Source organism: Ruegeria sp. E8 (assembly GCF_056533985.1).
Map to the genome: position 1 here is coordinate 75,610 of NZ_JBQFOY010000011.1, position 17,328 is coordinate 92,937.

Below are 17,328 nucleotides of genomic sequence, written 5' to 3' on the forward strand. Positions count from 1 at the left end.
TGAGAGGGGGCCACAACAGCCCCCTCAAGTCGGGGAGATTACTGGAGGAAACCAGCCTCTTTGGCAGACGTTCTGTAGGTTGCCTCGACATCGGAAAGCGCTTGTTCAGCAGACTCGCCACCCTTCATGAAGTCGGACAGCTCCTTGCCAAGAGCGGCGTGCAGAATGCCGATCTGAGGGATCATCGGATACGGTTTCGCACCGCCCTGCGCTGTAGCTGCAACACCAGCAGCGGCTGCCCCGGGTTCATAGCCATCCAGCAGCCATACGGCATCGTCATTGTTTGCTGCTACCATTTCCGGTGTCAGCGCGCTGGCCAGTGCCGCAAAGGTGGCTTCGGCTTCTTCATCCGACACGTTAGAGGAAATCGAGAAACCGTCCCACCACAATGTCGAAGCCGGAGTCGATCCCCCGCCAACAGTCGGAGCTGCGGACAAAACAGTGTTCGAGGTCACTTCTTCCGTGGAACCCTCATCATCCAGAATCGGCGAGCCGCGCGAGCCCCACATGACGCCAAGTGCGGCCTGACCAGCTTCCCAAAGGCCTTGCGTCTCGTTCGAGGCGTGAGTCAGGTGATCCGGATGCGCGTATTCTGCCAGCGCCTTCATTACTTCAAGCGTGGCCAAACCCTTTTCATTGTTGATCGCAGGCTCAGCTGAGCCCGGCTCAAAGAATTCTCCGCCATGTCCAAGGTAGATCATGTTGAAGACCTCAGCGAGGTTCCAACCACCGTCGCCGGCGCTCAGGTTCATCACGATCGGATGCTCCATGATACCGGCAGCGCGGATCATCTCGGCCGCCTCAAGAACTTCTTCGTAAGTTGCCGGAATACCGTCAAATCCTGCCTGCTCAAGGATGTCCGTGCGGGAAAACAGGTGCTGCGAGTTGGCCATGAAGGCCACCGCCATGACGTTGCCATCGATTGTGATCAGAAGGTTCGGCGAGATGTTTTCACCGTATTTCTCGACCAGATCGTTCAACGGACGCACCAGTCCGTCATTCATCAGCTGAGTCAGCGTCGCATTCGCCAAAATGACTGAGGTGTATTCAGACGGGTTGGGCGTCAACGCCGCGTTCATGATCTGACGGGCTTCGGTCGTGTGGTTGGTGGAAAACTCAGCCGCGCCACTTGCGCAGTTTGCTTCGGCGGTCCCTGCGACCGCGTGAATGGCCGGGAAGTCACTTGCAAGAATGCGGATGGACTGGCCTTCGGGACCACAATTGGCCGCATATGCGGCCGAGCCCATCAGACCAAAAAAGGTCGTTACAGTTGCTAGTTTTCTCAGAAACATCTCAGTCTCCCTGTTTCTTTGAGTTTGGATTGCGTGCCCCTTACACGCATATGATTTGACCCCGGGGCTCATCCCCGGTGAGTTGGTGGGGTGGAACTCAGATCCGTTGTCCGGTCTGCCCGTCGAACAAATGGCAAATCTCGGCGGGCACAGAGATTGACACCATGTCGTCAATTTCGGCGCGGAAGTTTTTGTCGGCCTTTACCGAGACCAATGCCCCGCCCACTCGCACCGAAATCATCGTGGCGTCGCCAAGCAGTTCCTGCGTATAGATCGGCGCATTGATCTGCCCCTGCCCGTCGGTCGCCAGCGACGCGTCTTCGGCGCGGAACCCAAGCGTCATTGGACCATCAGGGGCATTGATCCCCGGGATCTCAACATGTTTTGCCGTGAATGTGCCGTTGCGCACTTCACCTTCCATCAGGTTCATCGCCGGATTGCCTATGAAACTGGCCACGAATGTGTTGGCCGGGGTGTCATAGATATCCGTCGGGCTGCCTACCTGCTGGACAACACCGCTTTTCATGACAACCACACGGTCGGCAAGCGTCATCGCCTCAATCTGGTCATGCGTCACATAGATCGTGGTCACTGCCAGTTCGTGGCTGAGGTTCTTGATCTGCGCCCGGGTTGAAACACGCAGTTTGGCGTCAAGGTTGGACAGCGGTTCGTCCATCAGGAACACGTTCGGCTCGCGCACAATCGCGCGGGCCAAGGCGACACGCTGTCGCTGACCGCCCGACAGTTCGGCAGGTTTGCGATGCAGAAAATCGTCCAGTTCCACCATGGCCGAAGCACGGCGCACTTTGTCATCATGGGTGGAAGGATCGATGCCACGCACTTTCAGAGGAAAGCGGATGTTTTCGTAAACGTTCATGTTAGGATACAGAGCATAGGACTGAAACACCATCGCCACATCGCGATCCTTGGGCTCCATGTCATTGACCCGTGTGCCGTCGATCAGGATGTCGCCTTCGCTGGCATCTTCCAGCCCCGCGATCATCCGCATGGTCGTGGTCTTGCCGCAGCCGGACGGCCCCAGAAGAACAAGGAATTCCTTGTCGGCAATGGTCAGATCAAAATTGTCGACACCGACAAACGAACCCCAACGCTTGCCAACATTGCGCAACTGAATCTCGGCCATAAGCTTCTCCCGCCGGGTTGGAACAATTTTTGCATACGCATGCAAATACGGTAGACTTACAGGCAGCAATTTGGCAAGGTTTTTTTGCAAACGTATGCAGGGAGCGATTTTTCATGCCCGGGTTTTCGGCAGAAAAACAAGTAATCAGAGATCTTTACGCCAAACTGGACAACGCCGACGCCCAATCACAAGAGACCGTTTTATCCAGCTTCTACGCCTCGAATCACATCTGGCGCGGGTATCACCCGTTTAACGAGCAACACGGTGCCGGTGCCGTTGCCCAAACCTTTTGGACACCCCTGCGCAAAGCCCTGAAAAACATGAAGCGGCGTCAGGATGTGTACATGGCCGGCACCAACGAAACGGACGGGTTTCAATCGGTTTGGGTGGTATCGATGGGCCATCTTATGGGCCTGTTCGATGAGCCCTGGCTAGGCATCACCCCGACAGGAAAGATGGCTTTCCTGCGTTACTGTGAATTCAACAAGGTCGAAGACGGGCTGATCACCGAGACGGCGATGTTTTTCGACATCCCCCACTTTATGATCCAGGCTGGGTTACAGCCCTTCCCGCCGCAAACCGCCGCTCAGCTTGTTCAGCCCGGACCGGTAACGCATGACGGGCTTATGTTTGGTCCTCAACCCGAAGACGAGGGTCAAAAGACGCTGAACGCAATCAACGCCATGATCTCGGATCTGGGGCAATGGGACAGCGGTCTGAGCCTTGAAGACGAATTGCGCCGCACCTGGTGTGAGGATATGATCTGGTGGGGCCCAACGGGGATCGGGGCAACCTATACGATCGAGCGTTATGCCAAACAGCACGCTGGTCCGTTCCGGGCCGGATTTACCGACCGAACCAAAACCAAGCATATCTGTCGGATGGCCGAAGGCCATTATGGCGGTTTCTTCGGATGGCCCAATTTCTCCGCCCGCCCTATCGGAGGCTTTATGGGTATGCCCGCTACAGGCAAGGCCGGTGAGTTCCGGGTCATCGATATCTATCGGCGCGAGGGTGACAAACTGGCCGAGAACTGGATTTTCATCGACCTGTTGCACTTCTGGAAGCAGCAGGGCGTCGATATTCTGGCTCGCACGCTGGAGGTTCAACAGGCATGACAGGCTGGATTGATGCGCATCATCACCTCTGGGACCTTAACGCGGTAAACTACCCGTGGCTGATGGCGCGCGGTCAGAAACGGTTCTTTGGCGATCCCACACCGATCCAGAGGAACTATCTACTGAGAGAATTTCGAACCGAGGCGGAGGCGGAAGGTATTCTTGCCTCGGTTCATATTCAGGTTGGTGCGGGAAACAGTCTGGACGAAGCCAGGTGGGTGCAGTTGGTGGCGGATGCCAATCCGGATTGGCCAATGGCGCAGGTGGTATTCTGCGACCTGACCGAACCCGATCTGCACAATCAATTGGACGAGTTTCAAACTCTGACGACTGTCCGCGGTGTCCGCCAGATCGTTGGTCGGGCTCCGGGCGAGGATGCGCAAACCGGAACGAACAAGTTGCTGGACGACGACAGGTTCGTTGCCGGGCTAAGAGAAGCCGGTCAACGCGGCCTGAGCTTTGATTTGCAACTTATTCCAGAACTGATGGGAAAAACGGCCAGAGTTCTGGAACAGGCCCCAGACACAAGGGTTGCCCTGTGTCACGCCGGATCACCGCATGATCGCAGCACAAAGGGCTTGAAGCTTTGGGCGACACACCTTCGCGCCTTATCGGACCTGCCAAATGTGAGTTGCAAGTTGTCTGGTTTGGGGATGTTCGACCACGCGTGGACACTCGAAAGTACTCGACCGATTGTCGAGACCTGTCTGGAACAGTTCGGGCCCGAGCGGGTTATGTTCGGCTCGAACTTCCCGGTCGATAAGCTGTATTCAGACTATCGAACCCTTGCCAATGCCTATCGCCAGTTGATCCCCCAGCAAGATCACAGGGCGGTTTTCTACGACACTGCAGCAAAATTCTATAGGTTGAATAGCTCCGACAATTCTGCCTCAGAAGATTGACACCTCTTGTTGGTGCTGAAACTGCCGAGATTTGAGCGGTCGTTGAACTCCAGTACACACGCTATCGGCTTCCGGTATCACTTCGCAAGGTTGAACCCGAACGCAGAAGCGGGCAATTTACAACGGTGCTTAAGGTCAGAATTGGCAGATACTAAATACTTGGGACGGAACGTCGCTTTTGTCTGCTCTCCACTTATTCTCACATCTAGCGAACGGCCCGTTGCAGACTTTCATCGTGCAAGGCCGCGCCGCTTTGATCGTCGAGGATGTTCAGAAGCGGAACTCCAGCAATCCCGATGATTGGGAGGCTCGGGGTATTGTCCCTGCAGATGCGCCTCGCGCCGGAACGGCAATTCTGCCGTTCATTCCCGTTGTCGACAAGTCAACACGACGGGACCGAACATGGTCGCGATTCGACGAGGACCTCATCTTCTAAGCATTCATTTGGCTTGACCACATTTACTTGCTTCGGAAATTAGTCGGTGTCATTCCGGTCTGACCTCGGAAAAAGCGAGTGAAATGAGACTTGTCAGAATAGCCGAGCATCAGACCAATCTCTGCAATTGTCATCCGGCCTTCTTTGAGCTGCTCCTTGGCGACATCGACACGCAGCCGTTTGATTTCGCGGGGTAGCGTTGTGCCTTGTTGCTGAAGCGCTTTCAGAAACCTTTCCGGCTGTATTCCCAGCAATCCGGCCACCACCTCTGGTCCCAAATCGGTTTCATCCAGTTTGTCGCGTAAGACAGAGCGCAATGCAGCCACCACAGTTACTTCTTCATCTTGTCGTGGTGAGACTATGGGCTTGGCAGAGCCCTCAGAGACATGGTGCAAAAACAACCATTCCACAGGAAAACTAATTTGCATTCCAGGATCAGTCCCTAGGCCAACCTCGATCCCCTTGTAGCCGACAGGGAGACCATTGATGTATCTGCTTTCCCATCGCACGCGGGAGGAATCCCAGGCACCCCCGACGACGGACTGTAGTAGGCGTACATAGATTGCGGCACCAAAACCGGTCACCTGTATGGGTGGGACAGTTGGCTCCTGTTGCCTCTCGATACGATAAGTCGCTTTGTCTGCTTCAACGACAAGGCTGTGCCGCACGGAATTGGATTCCTGCGGTACAAGCCCCACGAAACGGGTGAAAAACTCGAACAGCAACTTCGTTGATTGCAAGGCTTGAGCGAACGGCGGCCATCCTTGCAGGTCAAACGTCTCACCTACATTCAGTCCAAGGTATCGATCCCCCGACAAGTCCGAGAAGGCATTCAACAGGCCGTAGACCAACTCCGAGTGGACATAGACAGATGGGTCGGACAACAGTTCGGCTTTTAAACCGACTTGATCCAAGGCGGGTTGCGGGTTGATCTCGCGGTCGGTGAGATACTGCAGAAACGGAGCAGCCAATGAGAGGCGAATGAAGCCCTCGCTATGCTCTTGAGAGGTGGAGTTGAATGGCAATCTCGGCACCCTTTTAGGATCAAATGCTGTGTTCAGTGGCCATTTTTACAATCACATTCGAACATCCTAATTCGAAAGTGGCAACCGAGCCAAGACTTTCCGGACTACAGTTGGCAAAACGTGAATATGAAGGGAGCACTTATGTCCGGTCTACGAATGTCGCTTTGCTCGACGGTAATTTTTGCTGCAGGTCTTTCTCTTTCAGCGTCCGCGCTGGCTCAGGATCAAGAAGAACCCCAAACGCTGTTTACCAACGTGCATGTGTTCGATGGCGTGAATGAACAGCGGATCGAGAATGCCAGCGTTTTGGTCGAGGGCAACCTGATTAAGTCCGTATCAACCGATGCGATCGATGCCCCCAATGCGACGGTCATTGATGGAAAGGGAAGGACACTGACCCCCGGGTTTATTGAACTGCACGCGCACCTTATGCTGATGGGGCCGACCTTGCCCGCGATGGAGGCCAACACAACTTGGGAGGATTTTGCCATACACGGTGCGCGGATGGCCGAGATGTATTTGATGCAGGGCTTCACCACAGTCAGGGATGCGGGTGGGGCCAATGGCGGGTTGCGCCGGGCAATTGACTCAGGCCAAATTGACGGTCCGCGTTACTTTCCATCTGGTGCATTTATCGGAACGCGAGGTGGTCACGCTGACTTCGCGAATTTCACTGCTCCGCCGGGCTCAGAGACCAACATGAGCCGCCTGAACTTGGCGCAGGAGGCTAGCGGTGTCGACGATGTCTATAAGTACGCACGCAACAATTTCCGCATGGGTGCAACACAGTTGAAATTCATGCAATCCGGGGGTGTGGTGTCGGCCTTCGACCCATGGCAATTGCTAGCTGGATCGCCCGAGGAAATTAGGGCCGCAGTGCAAGTGGCTAATGAGTATGGCAGCTATGTCATGGCGCATTCCTATCGCAAGGAAGCTATCCTGAGTGCGCTCGACGCAGGTGTTATGTCAATCGAACACGGCTTTTCGTTTGACTGTGAAATTGCCCAGGTCATGAACGAAAAAGGGGCATACATTACCACCAACCTGACGGCTTTCGATCCCGGGTTGCTTGATATTCCGGCAGTGGCAAACGTCCCGTCGAGCCTTGCAAAAGCAAAGTCTGCCTCGGCTACATTTGCAGGCTACATCGACAATATGAAGGAATGCCCGGTGAAGCGTGGGTTCCAGACCGACTGTGTTGGTTCGGTCGAGGCTTGCAATATCCAGATTGCCTACGAAAAGCACCTGAACAATGAATTTTTTGGGCCCTACACGTCGATGGTCACGTTGACATCGACGGGTGGCGAGGTAGTCGCTCTGTCAGGTGACTTTATGAATCCGTATACTGCCGGCAAACTGGGTGTGATCGAAGAAGGCGCCTATGCCGACATCCTGCTGATCGACGGCAACCCTCTTGAAGACTTCTCGGTTGTTGGCACGGGTGATCAGTGGTTCGGTGCCGACCCGAGGCCTGAAAGCCCAGATACGATCCGACTGATCATGAAGGACGGCGTCATCTACAAAAACACACTGGATTGATATGCCTAAATAGCCGGAGAGTATTTATGCACCATTGGTTTCGCACCGCAGTATTCGCAGGGTTGGTTTGGTGTGGACATCCTGCCATGGCAACGCCTGAATCCGCATTAGATTGGGCCGACTTGCCAGACCCATCTGCGCAGGTCTTTGAAGACCCCTACCGTGATCTCAGTCCCGAACAGTTTGACGATGTCCGCTTCGTTGTAAGTCTGCGCGGTAAGTTGCAGCTAAAAGCAGGAAACGAAGAAGAACGGCAGAAATGGCAAGCCCTTTTGGCCGAGACTGAGGATGCCTTGGCAGCTGATGGAATTGATGTCGACTGGCTGCTCGATCAGCGCGAGGTTGTAACGGAACGCAGAAGAAAAGCGGCAACGGATGGAAACCCGCAATTCGACGGTCAAACAATCACACTCGCGGGCTTTGCCATTCCCGCACCAAGCGATCCGGACGGTCGGCCTGTGGCGTATTTGGTGCCAGAAAGGGGGATGTGCAGTCATATGCCTCCACCACCGCCCAACCAGATGATCCGTGTGCGGTTGAATGGGGACTGGACGCCCAGCTATTTCCACGAACCCGTTCGGCTGACGGGCATGCTGACCATTGATCCTTCAGTTCAGAATATGATGGTTGTAGACGGCCTCATGCCTATGAACGCGACGTTCCAGCTCGAGACGGAACGTGTCGAAACTCTGGAAACCAAGGCAGACGGGCTGGAATGGAAGCAGCGTGCCGCTGATCGCATCCGAGCGGCGGGAAATCGCAAGACCGGCGGGGCACAGGCGTCAGAATGATAAGACTTCTGGTTACCGCATTGAGCATTGCCTTTGCTGGTGCTGCCGCGGCGCAAGGACTGTCCGGGCCCTCTTCGGTTGAAGCTGATCTAGAGCCCGGAGATGGGCTGACCGACCCACAATATCGTTCCGATTTTCCGAGCAATATCGCACCGGGTTGGTTTCAGTGGAAAGACCGCCTAGCTGAAGGTGGGTTTCGCTTCAACATTGATTACTTGGCGTTGGGCCAAACCACGAACGCTGATCTGGGAACCGGCGAAGCGGCCAGCGGAATTGCGCGCCTCTACGGCAGTTGGCAGGCAACTGAACGGGGTTCTTTGACATTCAAGATTGAAGACCGGCACAGTTACACGGACGTTGCTCCGCAGTTTCTGGGTCTGGATGGCGGAGCCCTTTCAATCACGGGAACAGCCTTCAACGACAATGGTTTGCTGCTGACCAACCTTTTCTGGACCCAACGGGCCGAGAACGGTTCGTGGACGCTGCAAGTCGGGCAGATTGATGTAACGGACTTTGTGGACATTTATGGGTTGGTAAGCCCCTACAGTGGCTTTCAAAACCTCTCTTTCAATACCAACCCGACAATTAACACGCCCAACCAAGGCATTGGCATTGCCGGTGGGTTTAAGCTGAGCGAGAACCTCTACGCCGTTGCGAGCGTCTCAGACGCAAACGCCGACCCGTCTGATCCAAATTTTGATGTGTTCAGCGAGGGCAATCTCTTCAAATCGATCGAGCTCGGCTACACCTCCGGCTTTGATCGCATCTACTTCGACAATATCCATTTGACCCTCTGGCATGCGGATGCAGCCGACGATGGCAGCCGAGCGGAAGACTACGGCGCTGCGTTTTCTGCGGCATGGTTTGTTGACAATAAATGGATGCCGTTCTTTCGGGCTGGGGCTTCAAAGGGGACCGCGGCGCTTTACAATAGGTCGGTTTCTGCCGGTCTGGGTTACTATGGTCGCAATACCGATCTGGCCGGGTTGGGCCTAAACTGGGCCGAGGCAAGAGGCATCGACGGTGACCAGTTCACGCTCGAGGCATTCTACCGGTTTTCAATCTCGCCCGGACTGCAGATCACGCCGTCACTGCAGTTCATTTCTGACCCTCTGCTGAACCCCACTCAGGACCAGATTACTCTGTTCGGTCTACGAACCCGGATCGTTTTCTAATGCAGGGTGAACGCAGTCGGTAAGAGTTGTGTCAAAGGGCGACTGACCGTAACCATGTGGCGACCTTTCATTGTTTCCGTGAAAAAGGGGAACCAATTCGTCGTTCACGGATTTCGGATCAAGTTTCGCTCACAGTTGATCGATTAAGACCTGTTTTCAAATTCATGATTTTCCATTCTTCGGCCGTTCCATTCCAATAGTATTGTTTACATTGACACATCACCTTGCATACGATCCGGTTGATTTCTTTCGATTGTTCTAACGCAAAGGATTGATGCCATGTCAGAAACGCTGGACCTGCATAAATTCGAAAACCTAAGTCCTTTCCAGATCAAAGACGAACTCATAAAGCTGGCGCAGAGGGAGTCGCGCCAAATGGCGCTGCCATATTTGAATGCAGGGCGCGGAAATCCGAATTGGATCGCTACCAAGGCGCGGGAGGCGTTCTTCCTCTTGGGGCAATTCGCGATGACGGAGGCCCAGCGACATCGCAATGAACCGCAGGTTGGACTAGCCGGTATGCCACAAGGGCCGGGAAGTTACGATCGGCTCAAGGCATACTGCGCCGACACGTCTGAAAAAAACAGCAGTCCCGGCGCGGATACTTTGGCTACCGTAGTGGATTTTGCGATTGAGAAATTTGGTTTCACAGCGGACGATTTCGTACTCGAATTGACCGATGGTATCATCGGCGACCACTATCCGATGCCAGACCGATGCTTGGCGCACAATGAGGCGATCGTCCATGAATACGTGATGTGGGCAATGTGCGCAGGCCATCGGCCCGACGCGAAGTTCGACATCTACGCCGTTGAGGGTGGAACTGCCGCAATGTGCTATATCTTCAAGGCGCTCAAGAACCAGCGGTTACTGAATGCTGGCGACACTATTGCATTGGGCACGCCGATCTTCACGCCCTATCTGGAAATGCCGGTTCTTGAAGATTATGGGCTGAATACTGTAGATGTGTCTTCCACCGAAGAAGATCATTTTCAACTTAACGACAATGATTTTGAACTGCTGGCCGATCCTAAAGTCAAAGCGTTGTTCTTGGTTAACCCCGGTAACCCGTCCTCCGTAGCGATCAGCCCCGAAGTCATGACCCGCCTTGTAGACTTCGTAAAGACCCGCCGTCCTGACCTGATCATACTGACAGATGATGTCTACGGCACTTTCGTTCCAAATTTTCAGTCGGTAATGGGGCATCTGCCTGAAAACACGATCGGGGTTTATTCCTACTCGAAGTATTTCGGCTGCACGGGCTGGCGTCTGGGCGCTATTCTGGTGGCCGAGAACAACATCTTCGACAAGATGATTGCTGAGGCGCCAAGCGACACCAAAGCTGTGGTTAATGCCCGGTATGAGTCTCTGACACCCGACCCGTCCTCGTTCAAGTTCATTGACCGGATCGTCGCTGACAGCCGGGATGTTGCACTAAATCACACGGCGGGCCTATCGGTGCCGCAGCAAGTGATGATGACTTTGTTCTCACTTGTCGAGTTGATGGACCAAGAGAAAAACTATCAGAAATTCTGTTGGGGTATCCTAAAACACCGCTTTGATGAACTGGTCGAAGGACTGGGCGTTGAAATCGCCGACAACCCGTTGTTCGACAAATATTATGGCATCATAGATTTCGAGTTCTGGCTGCGGAAATACGTAGGCGAAGAAGTGGTTGAATGGATCAAGGAAAACGTTCATCCGCTGGATATCTCGTTCAAACTGGCGCAGGACCACGGGATCGTGCTGCTGAACGGGTCCGGCTTTGATGCGCCCAATTGGTCCGCACGAGTGTCTTTCGCCAATTTGGACGACAGCGCTTATCGCAAGATCGGCCGCGCTGTAAGGGCGGTGGCCGTTGGATATGTGCAGGCTTATCGCGCGTCAAAAGGATTGCCGTTGCATGGTTAAAGAGAAGACCGCAGAGGATGCAGGCAGCGCAGGCTTTCAACCTGCCTCCTCTGCGGGTTTTGTTACGGGCCACACAATTGTATTCGGCCAACGTGATCCTTCTGAAACGGCTTAAGGTACAAACGCCACAACGAGTGGGCCCCAGAGCGTCAAGAAAATATTCGCAACTGCATAGGTCATGGTGAACGCTGGCGTAGGGGTGGAGTTCCCTGCCTTTTCGAGCAACGTTGCAAACCCCGGGTTACCAGAGCGGGACCCGGTAACAACTGCGCAGGCTTCGATTGGGTTTTTAATACGCAAGACGTAGTAGTTGATTGGGAATTGAACAATCATCGGCATCAGTGTGACCAGAACGCCCAGCAGTAGCAAAGTAACACCGTACTGTTGAATAGCTTCCAGAGCTGGTTTGCCAGCATTTAGACCAACAACCCCGACAAATACCGCCAATCCAAAGCTTTGCAGGAAATTCGCAGCCCCGTGGTTGATCCCGCCGATCTTAGGTCGACGAATACGCAGATACCCGATGATCAACCCTGTAACCAGACAGCCGAGACCCGAGCCGAGCGAAACTTTGGTGCCAGCAATCACAAAGCTGATCTCGCCGATCAAATAGCCAACTGCCACACCGATCCCCAGCGCGATGAAATTTGTGGCAGAAGCCAATGGAGGCACGTATCCCGCCTCCTTTGCGACGCGGTTCAAATCGTCTTTGTGGCCAACGATGCTGATCTCATCGCCTGCATGAATTTCAGTGTTGTGTAGCACCGGCAAATCGTGACCCATGCGGGTAATTTTTGAGATGTGAACGCCACGTCGCTGATCTGCTGTTAGGGCGTCGCGCAGTTCGGCAATGGTTTTACCCGTCAGTTTCCGATTGGTAACGACAACATTGCGGCGCTCTTCTACCACGGTCAATTCAGGTGGGTATTCGCCAACCTCTCCACTTGCTGTGCCTTCGAACTGAGTCAGCGTCGCGACGAGCGCGGATACAATAATCACGTCTCCTGCGCTGACAACCATATCCGGTGTCGGGTCCATCGGGGCACCTTCATGCAGAAGCTTCTCGACGATCAGATCACCGTCATAAGTGCTTTCGATGGATTTAACTGACTGTCCTGCGATCGAGGCGTCGGAACTTACCTGATAGGCACGGGCGTTAAAGCGGTTCATTGGGAAGAACTCGCCTTCTTCCAGTTTGCGGCCGCCTCCGCTGAGTTTTTGGGCCAGCTTAATCGCCTCTTTACGCAGGTCCACGCGCATAATGATGGGAATGACACTCACCGCCAAAATTGGGCCGATCGAGCCGAAGATGTAAGTGACTGAATATCCCACGGCGATGTTGGTTTTCAGCTTTTCCGCTTCGTCGGCGGCCAGCCCGAGCAGGTCGATGGCATTTCCAGCGGTACCAATGATTGCGGATTGCGTAAGCCCTCCAGCAGCCAGCCCAGCGGCCAACCCTTTATCCAATCCTGCCAATCGGGCGACAACTATGACAAAGAAAAGTCCCCAGACAGTCATCATAAACGCGGCCAGTAGCTTGGTCAGGGCGGTTCGATTCAGAGCCGCAAAAAATTGAGGACCGCCATTATAGCCAACCATAAAAATGAAAAGAGAAAAGAAAATATTCTGGACGTCGGTGCTTAGGTTGATGCCTCCGATCTGACCTACGACAACGGCCACCAGAAGGGTTCCGGCAATGCCACCCAGTTCGAACTTGCCGACCCTAAACTTTCCAACGCCATAACCCAGTCCCAGACAAAGAAACAGCGCCATAATCGGGAAGGTACGAAGTTGATCAGTAATCAATTCCATATTGAAATCTCCTGCATCTCTCCTCAGGTTCGTTCCGATCAAGATACAGTGACTAACTGTATTGAAAACAAAAATTTTTATATGAAAAACGCTGCGGGGAAATTGAAGGACAAAGCGCACTGAAATTCTGTACCGGCAGAAACGATTAGAAAATGAATTATTGTTCTTAGGTACGTTGAACACGCCTCCCACGCTTTATCGTGTCGAAACGATCACTTCGGGCTTCGGTCGCTATTCGCAATTCTTGGTTCTCCGTTTCCTGAAAATAGTGGTGGGCCATTTCAGTTGGGGAAGCTGTCGGGCGTCAGCACCCATGGGGCATTTTAGGTTGATTTGATAAGATAGGGTTTCTAGCGCATGTGTCGCAAACTTTTGAAATGGCCAAAGTTAGCGACGTACTGGACACACCTATCCTGCGTTCTCGTCAAATGGCCGAAGCGGATTTGAACGACTTGAACCCACACTTGTGCCGAATACGACGCTTGATGAACCTATGAACCTGCTCAATCAGGGTGTTCAAATACTTGGACGTGACTGTTTGGACTTTGGCTGAGCAGCCAAACCGATTAAGGATTTTGTTCACTTCTCGAATGCCCGCCGCATTAGCTCCACTTTTGTCGATGACGATCTTTCCAGGACTTCGATTAGAAGACAGCGCTTTGGCAAAGAACTCGGCTGCTGCTGGACGGTTCCTCCGCTCAGCCCAGCCTGACGCTCAAAGCCTTTGCTTCAGCAGCGGCAACGTTGGACGGAAAAAAGTGGCGCACATGATCCGCAACGGTCAAATCACGCCCGGACTCTGTCCATTTCGCCAGTTCGCGGAACTCGCCTCTTAAACCCGCTGCCACAGCGCGTTCTTGTCATCCAACCAAAACTTCGCAACAAAACCCCATCCGCGTCGATAGCGCGCCAAAGCCTGTGTTTTTCGCCGCAGATCGGGGGCACGACCTCATCCAAGTGCCATTTTTCGTTCGGCTGAGGCCGATCCCGTCAAATACAATCCGCGAAATGTTTGCCAAAACGACAAAGGCAGTTCCGACTGCTGAGGTAAACAACGACGTCACCGCAACGCTGCGCAGTTTGGCTTTGGGCACAACTTAGCTACGCTGGCATACGCCAATAGGTTCCTTTGGGTGTAACGACCTCCTCTAACGTAGCCATACGGCGTTTGGGCGGACGCTGACCGGAGAGAAAAAGCGCCCCGATGTCATCCAGCAAGCCGCGATCTTCGCCATAGACCCCGTGGTTCAGTGAGAGCACCTCGGACCCGATCTCGGTGATGTCGATGCTATCGACCCCAGGCACCACCTGCGGCCCCTCTGGCCCCACATCACCGAGCCGCATGTAACCTTTGCGCAGCGCGCGTGAGACATCGAGAGCGCGGTCCGCAGCGTTGGCGTAGAGCGTCACGTTCTGCGCCGCGCCGGTGAAATGCTGATAGATGTTGCCAAACTTGCCCGCGTCGATATCGGGTGCGGCCAGGATCATCTGATCGATGGAACGGCCATCACGGCGCAACTTGGTGCCCGCGCGCGTCAGAAGCTCTTCCAAAGCGGCGTTGCCCATCGAATGGGCCACCAGATGCACTTTCTCCAGCCCTGGAACCGAGAATACAACCTCAAGGAAATCATCGATGAAATTGGCCGCATTCTCGGCATTCGCGATGTCGGTGAAGTAGTTGTCGACCGAACCCGCTGAGGGCCAGGAATAGGCAAAGGCCGGGCCGTCAAAGCCCAGATCATGGGCCAGCTGCGCCGTGCGGAACATCGCTGGGGCAAACTTGGTGTTGAACCCGTGCATAAAAACAAAGCCCGTGTTGGCGTAGGTCTCTGCACTGTGGGCGTACTGTGCGGCTTGGTTGCGGAAGTCCTCGACGGTCAATAGCTCGGTGCCGCGCAGGGTGAAGTGCCGCTTCGGGTCCTCGCGCCCTTTCCAGATGGTCAGCGACAGGAACCCTAGGTTCTTTGGTCGCGCGATCGTGCCGATCCGGCGTGCCCGGGTGGGAATGGTCACCTCAGCCACCCCCAAGGCCAAGCGCTCACCGCGTTTATCGATGAAGCTGGGCCCGGAATCGGTGGGATCGCCCTCCGCCCGGTCGGTGCCAAAGAAGACCCGCTGTACGGCGAACCGCTCCGAGTTTTGGGGTCCCTCGGCCTGGGGCGCGGCACTTGGGGCGGCAAGCACCGCATCCTCGACCGTCTCAATCTCGATGAACTGTGGCCGGTCCGCCAGAAGCTCGATTTCAGCGCTAGTAGCGGCAAGCGGGTCAACGTCTCGCAGGCCGCCAAAGTCCAGGCCGCTGAGCTCTTCAAGGAACTTGATCGAGACCTGGAACGTTTTATAGGCACCGAAGGCAAAACCAGTCCCCTCATAGCCAAAGCCCTCCACGGCCTCGTTGCTGCGCAGGTCTTGCAGGTAGGTCTGGATCGCCTGGCCCTGGCTCAGCAGATAGGCGGTCGCATGCAGCCCGGGCCCGCCGCCCACCTCCTGCTCGACATCCATCACCACGACCTTCCAGTATTGCAAGGGCAAGCGAAACCCAGGCTCGATCTCATCGACCTCCGGGTCGTCCAACCCAAAGAGCGGACCGGTGAAGACGCTGGCCCGGAAGCCATGGGTGCGGGTGCTGTCCAGGATGTGGTTTTCCAGCCCCTGCCAGGTCTTCTTGCTTTGGTTCAGAGCCGCGTGCTGCGGCGAGGCGTTGGTGTAGTGGAATGTGTCGAAATTGGCCTGGATCGCCCGCGGCTCGTCATCGCCCCAATTGGGATCCTCGCGCCGCACCATATGCCCCCGGTCGAGCGCGCCGGGGAAGTCATCCTTGCCCAATTGGCTCTCTACGGGGATGCGCTTGTCAAAGAACCACTTGTCGCGACCGCGCTTCACTCGGATCGAGCGCGACCCGTCGATATTGACCGCCGTGACCACCGGGCTTTTGCGGGCGGTATCGTAGAGCAGTCCGAAATGTGTGTAGCGCAGCTCGTGCGGGCGCTCAGGCGTGGCATCCGTTGGCGTGGCCAAGGTGAATTCTCCATCGGGCAGCGTGGGAAAGGGCACCGGGGCGGAGAGGAAATTCGGGTTGTACCCCTCGCGCCCTTTAAAGTGCTCGGGCTCGTGGAACCCATCGGCACGCTCCACCTCCAGCGCCCCCTCGATAATGACCTGAGTGGGGCGCTCGCCGGCCAAGAGCGCCTTGAGCGTGCTCACGCGCACCGCACTGTTTGCCACTCCATACTCGCCCGCGAAATGCAGCCCCACCACGGCGTCGCGGTCCAAGCTCAAAAGCGGCGAGCCTGAATTGCCCCCCAGCGTCGTGCAGTCATGGCTGAGGATCGAGCCGGGCCGGACCGACATCATCAGCCCCGGAGAGAAGCGTTTGACGTCGTAGATGCCGGTAAAATACTGCTCCATCTCGGTCTTGTCGTTGCGGCTGTCGAAGGCGGGGTAGCCGATGACCGCCACTGTCTCTCCCTGTTCGGCATCCGTCTCGGCCAGCGGCACCGGATGAAGCTCTAGACCTGCCGACGCCTGAACCCGCCCGATGGCGACGTCGGCACTGTGATCATCGGCAAGGTAGGTGAAGCGCTCGATCACGGCCAGCTGTGCATCGCTGGGCAGCGCGCCCACCTGCTCATTGAAATCCACCTCGGCCCCATAGCGCACCATGGTGAAAGGAGAGCGCATAAAGATACCTTCGCCCTTGGCGTTGCGGCGGGCGACCTCGGCGGCGACATGGCGGTTGGTGACGACAAGGAATGTGCCGCCCGCCTCTTCGGCGACCACCCACGCGGTCCCGCCCCACAGCATGTGGTGGTTCAGGAATTCGACGCGGCCAACCGACTTGCCCCAGATCTCGTTGCGCACGATCTTGTCGCCAATATCCGGCGCGAAGTCGGGCAGCGGAATCTGCTCGACCTTGCCATTGCGGAACAGCAGCGGGGGGCGCGTGACCGTCTTGATGATCGCCTCAAGCCGGTTGGCGGGCATGCGCATGCTTTCCAACTGCGTAGGCGAGGCGGTCAGGCCATCCAACGCAGTCTGGTGATCCACCCCAAGCTCTTCGAGCAGCGGATGCCCGGCCATCCCTTCCAGGGCGCGCTGCGCGCGCTCCATGCGCCCCGTCGACCGCAGCATTTCGAGCCGGTTGAGGCTTTCCTGGTAAGCTTGCGTTGTCATGGTTCGGTCT

General features: G+C 55.4%; 13 protein-coding genes and 2 pseudogenes. 8 read left to right on the top strand and 7 right to left on the bottom strand.

Features of this window, described 5'->3' with window-relative positions:
• Positions 1 to 38: 38 nt before the first annotated feature.
• Together ACR0LF_RS14915 and ACR0LF_RS14920 are read right to left on the bottom strand one after the other, a co-directional pair.
• Positions 39 to 1,292 carry an ABC transporter substrate-binding protein gene (locus ACR0LF_RS14915; RefSeq protein ID WP_480581241.1) on the bottom strand — a complete coding sequence of 418 codons (1,254 nt, stop codon included), beginning with the start codon at positions 1,290 to 1,292 and terminating at the stop codon, positions 39 to 41.
• A 97-nt stretch (positions 1,293 to 1,389) separates the two neighbouring features.
• Positions 1,390 to 2,436 carry an ABC transporter ATP-binding protein gene (locus ACR0LF_RS14920; RefSeq protein ID WP_480581238.1) on the bottom strand — a complete coding sequence of 349 codons (1,047 nt, stop codon included), beginning with the start codon at positions 2,434 to 2,436 and terminating at the stop codon, positions 1,390 to 1,392.
• 113 nt (positions 2,437 to 2,549) lie between these two features.
• Here ACR0LF_RS14920 and ACR0LF_RS14925 point away from each other — a divergent pair, with 113 nt between their 5' ends.
• From ACR0LF_RS14925 to ACR0LF_RS14935, 3 genes are all read left to right on the top strand, one after another.
• On the top strand, positions 2,550 to 3,554 hold the full coding sequence (locus ACR0LF_RS14925; protein WP_480581236.1) for a nuclear transport factor 2 family protein: 1,005 nt from the start codon (positions 2,550 to 2,552) through the stop codon (positions 3,552 to 3,554).
• Complete coding sequence (locus tag ACR0LF_RS14930; RefSeq protein WP_480581234.1) at positions 3,551 to 4,456, top strand: amidohydrolase family protein; 906 nt, start codon at positions 3,551 to 3,553, stop codon at positions 4,454 to 4,456. Before ACR0LF_RS14925 ends, ACR0LF_RS14930 begins: the two co-directional genes overlap by 4 nt.
• Before the next feature lie 220 nt (positions 4,457 to 4,676).
• Positions 4,677 to 4,892: a hypothetical protein gene (locus ACR0LF_RS14935; RefSeq protein WP_480581231.1), complete on the top strand. Its 216-nt coding sequence runs from the start codon at positions 4,677 to 4,679 to the stop codon at positions 4,890 to 4,892.
• 23 nt (positions 4,893 to 4,915) lie between these two features.
• On the opposite strand, the gene ACR0LF_RS14940 is transcribed toward ACR0LF_RS14935, so the two are convergent.
• Complete coding sequence (locus ACR0LF_RS14940) at positions 4,916 to 5,917, bottom strand: AraC family transcriptional regulator (RefSeq protein ID WP_480581228.1); 1,002 nt, start codon at positions 5,915 to 5,917, stop codon at positions 4,916 to 4,918.
• Between the two features lie 141 nt (positions 5,918 to 6,058).
• On the opposite strand from ACR0LF_RS14940, the gene ACR0LF_RS14945 reads away from it, so the two are divergent.
• The 4 genes from ACR0LF_RS14945 to ACR0LF_RS14960 all read left to right on the top strand — a co-directional run bounded on the left by ACR0LF_RS14945 (position 6,059) and on the right by ACR0LF_RS14960 (position 11,333).
• On the top strand, positions 6,059 to 7,456 hold the full coding sequence (locus ACR0LF_RS14945; protein WP_480856424.1) for an amidohydrolase family protein: 1,398 nt from the start codon (positions 6,059 to 6,061) through the stop codon (positions 7,454 to 7,456).
• An 86-nt stretch (positions 7,457 to 7,542) separates the two neighbouring features.
• The gene (locus ACR0LF_RS14950; protein ID WP_480581223.1) at positions 7,543 to 8,247 is read left to right on the top strand and encodes a DUF3299 domain-containing protein; all 705 of its coding nucleotides are present in this window, start codon (positions 7,543 to 7,545) and stop codon (positions 8,245 to 8,247) included.
• Positions 8,244 to 9,422, top strand: a complete 1,179-nt coding sequence (locus ACR0LF_RS14955; protein WP_480581220.1) for a carbohydrate porin — start codon at positions 8,244 to 8,246, stop codon at positions 9,420 to 9,422. Before ACR0LF_RS14950 ends, ACR0LF_RS14955 begins: the two co-directional genes overlap by 4 nt.
• A gap of 279 nt (positions 9,423 to 9,701) precedes the next feature.
• Positions 9,702 to 11,333: a bifunctional aspartate transaminase/aspartate 4-decarboxylase gene (locus ACR0LF_RS14960; protein ID WP_480581217.1), complete on the top strand. Its 1,632-nt coding sequence runs from the start codon at positions 9,702 to 9,704 to the stop codon at positions 11,331 to 11,333.
• Positions 11,334 to 11,444: 111 nt separating this feature from the next.
• Here the strand turns inward: ACR0LF_RS14960 and aspT are convergent, their stop codons facing one another.
• Both aspT and ACR0LF_RS14970 read right to left on the bottom strand, forming a co-directional pair.
• The gene (gene aspT / locus ACR0LF_RS14965) at positions 11,445 to 13,328 is read right to left on the bottom strand and encodes an aspartate-alanine antiporter (RefSeq protein WP_480581215.1); all 1,884 of its coding nucleotides are present in this window, start codon (positions 13,326 to 13,328) and stop codon (positions 11,445 to 11,447) included.
• A 241-nt stretch (positions 13,329 to 13,569) separates the two neighbouring features.
• A complete protein-coding gene (locus tag ACR0LF_RS14970) occupies positions 13,570 to 13,800 on the bottom strand; it encodes a DDE-type integrase/transposase/recombinase (RefSeq protein WP_480581408.1) in 231 nt (76 codons plus the stop codon).
• Positions 13,801 to 13,844: 44 nt separating this feature from the next.
• On the opposite strand from ACR0LF_RS14970, the pseudogene ACR0LF_RS14975 reads away from it, so the two are divergent.
• A pseudogene (locus ACR0LF_RS14975) lies at positions 13,845 to 13,981 on the top strand (IS6 family transposase); the annotation flags it as partial.
• 52 nt (positions 13,982 to 14,033) lie between these two features.
• Here the strand turns inward: ACR0LF_RS14975 and ACR0LF_RS14980 are convergent.
• Both ACR0LF_RS14980 and ACR0LF_RS14985 read right to left on the bottom strand, forming a co-directional pair.
• A pseudogene (locus ACR0LF_RS14980) lies at positions 14,034 to 14,174 on the bottom strand (IS6 family transposase); the annotation flags it as partial.
• A gap of 72 nt (positions 14,175 to 14,246) precedes the next feature.
• A complete protein-coding gene (locus tag ACR0LF_RS14985) occupies positions 14,247 to 17,318 on the bottom strand; it encodes an alpha/beta fold hydrolase (RefSeq protein WP_480581212.1) in 3,072 nt (1,023 codons plus the stop codon).
• Positions 17,319 to 17,328 lie beyond the last annotated feature (10 nt).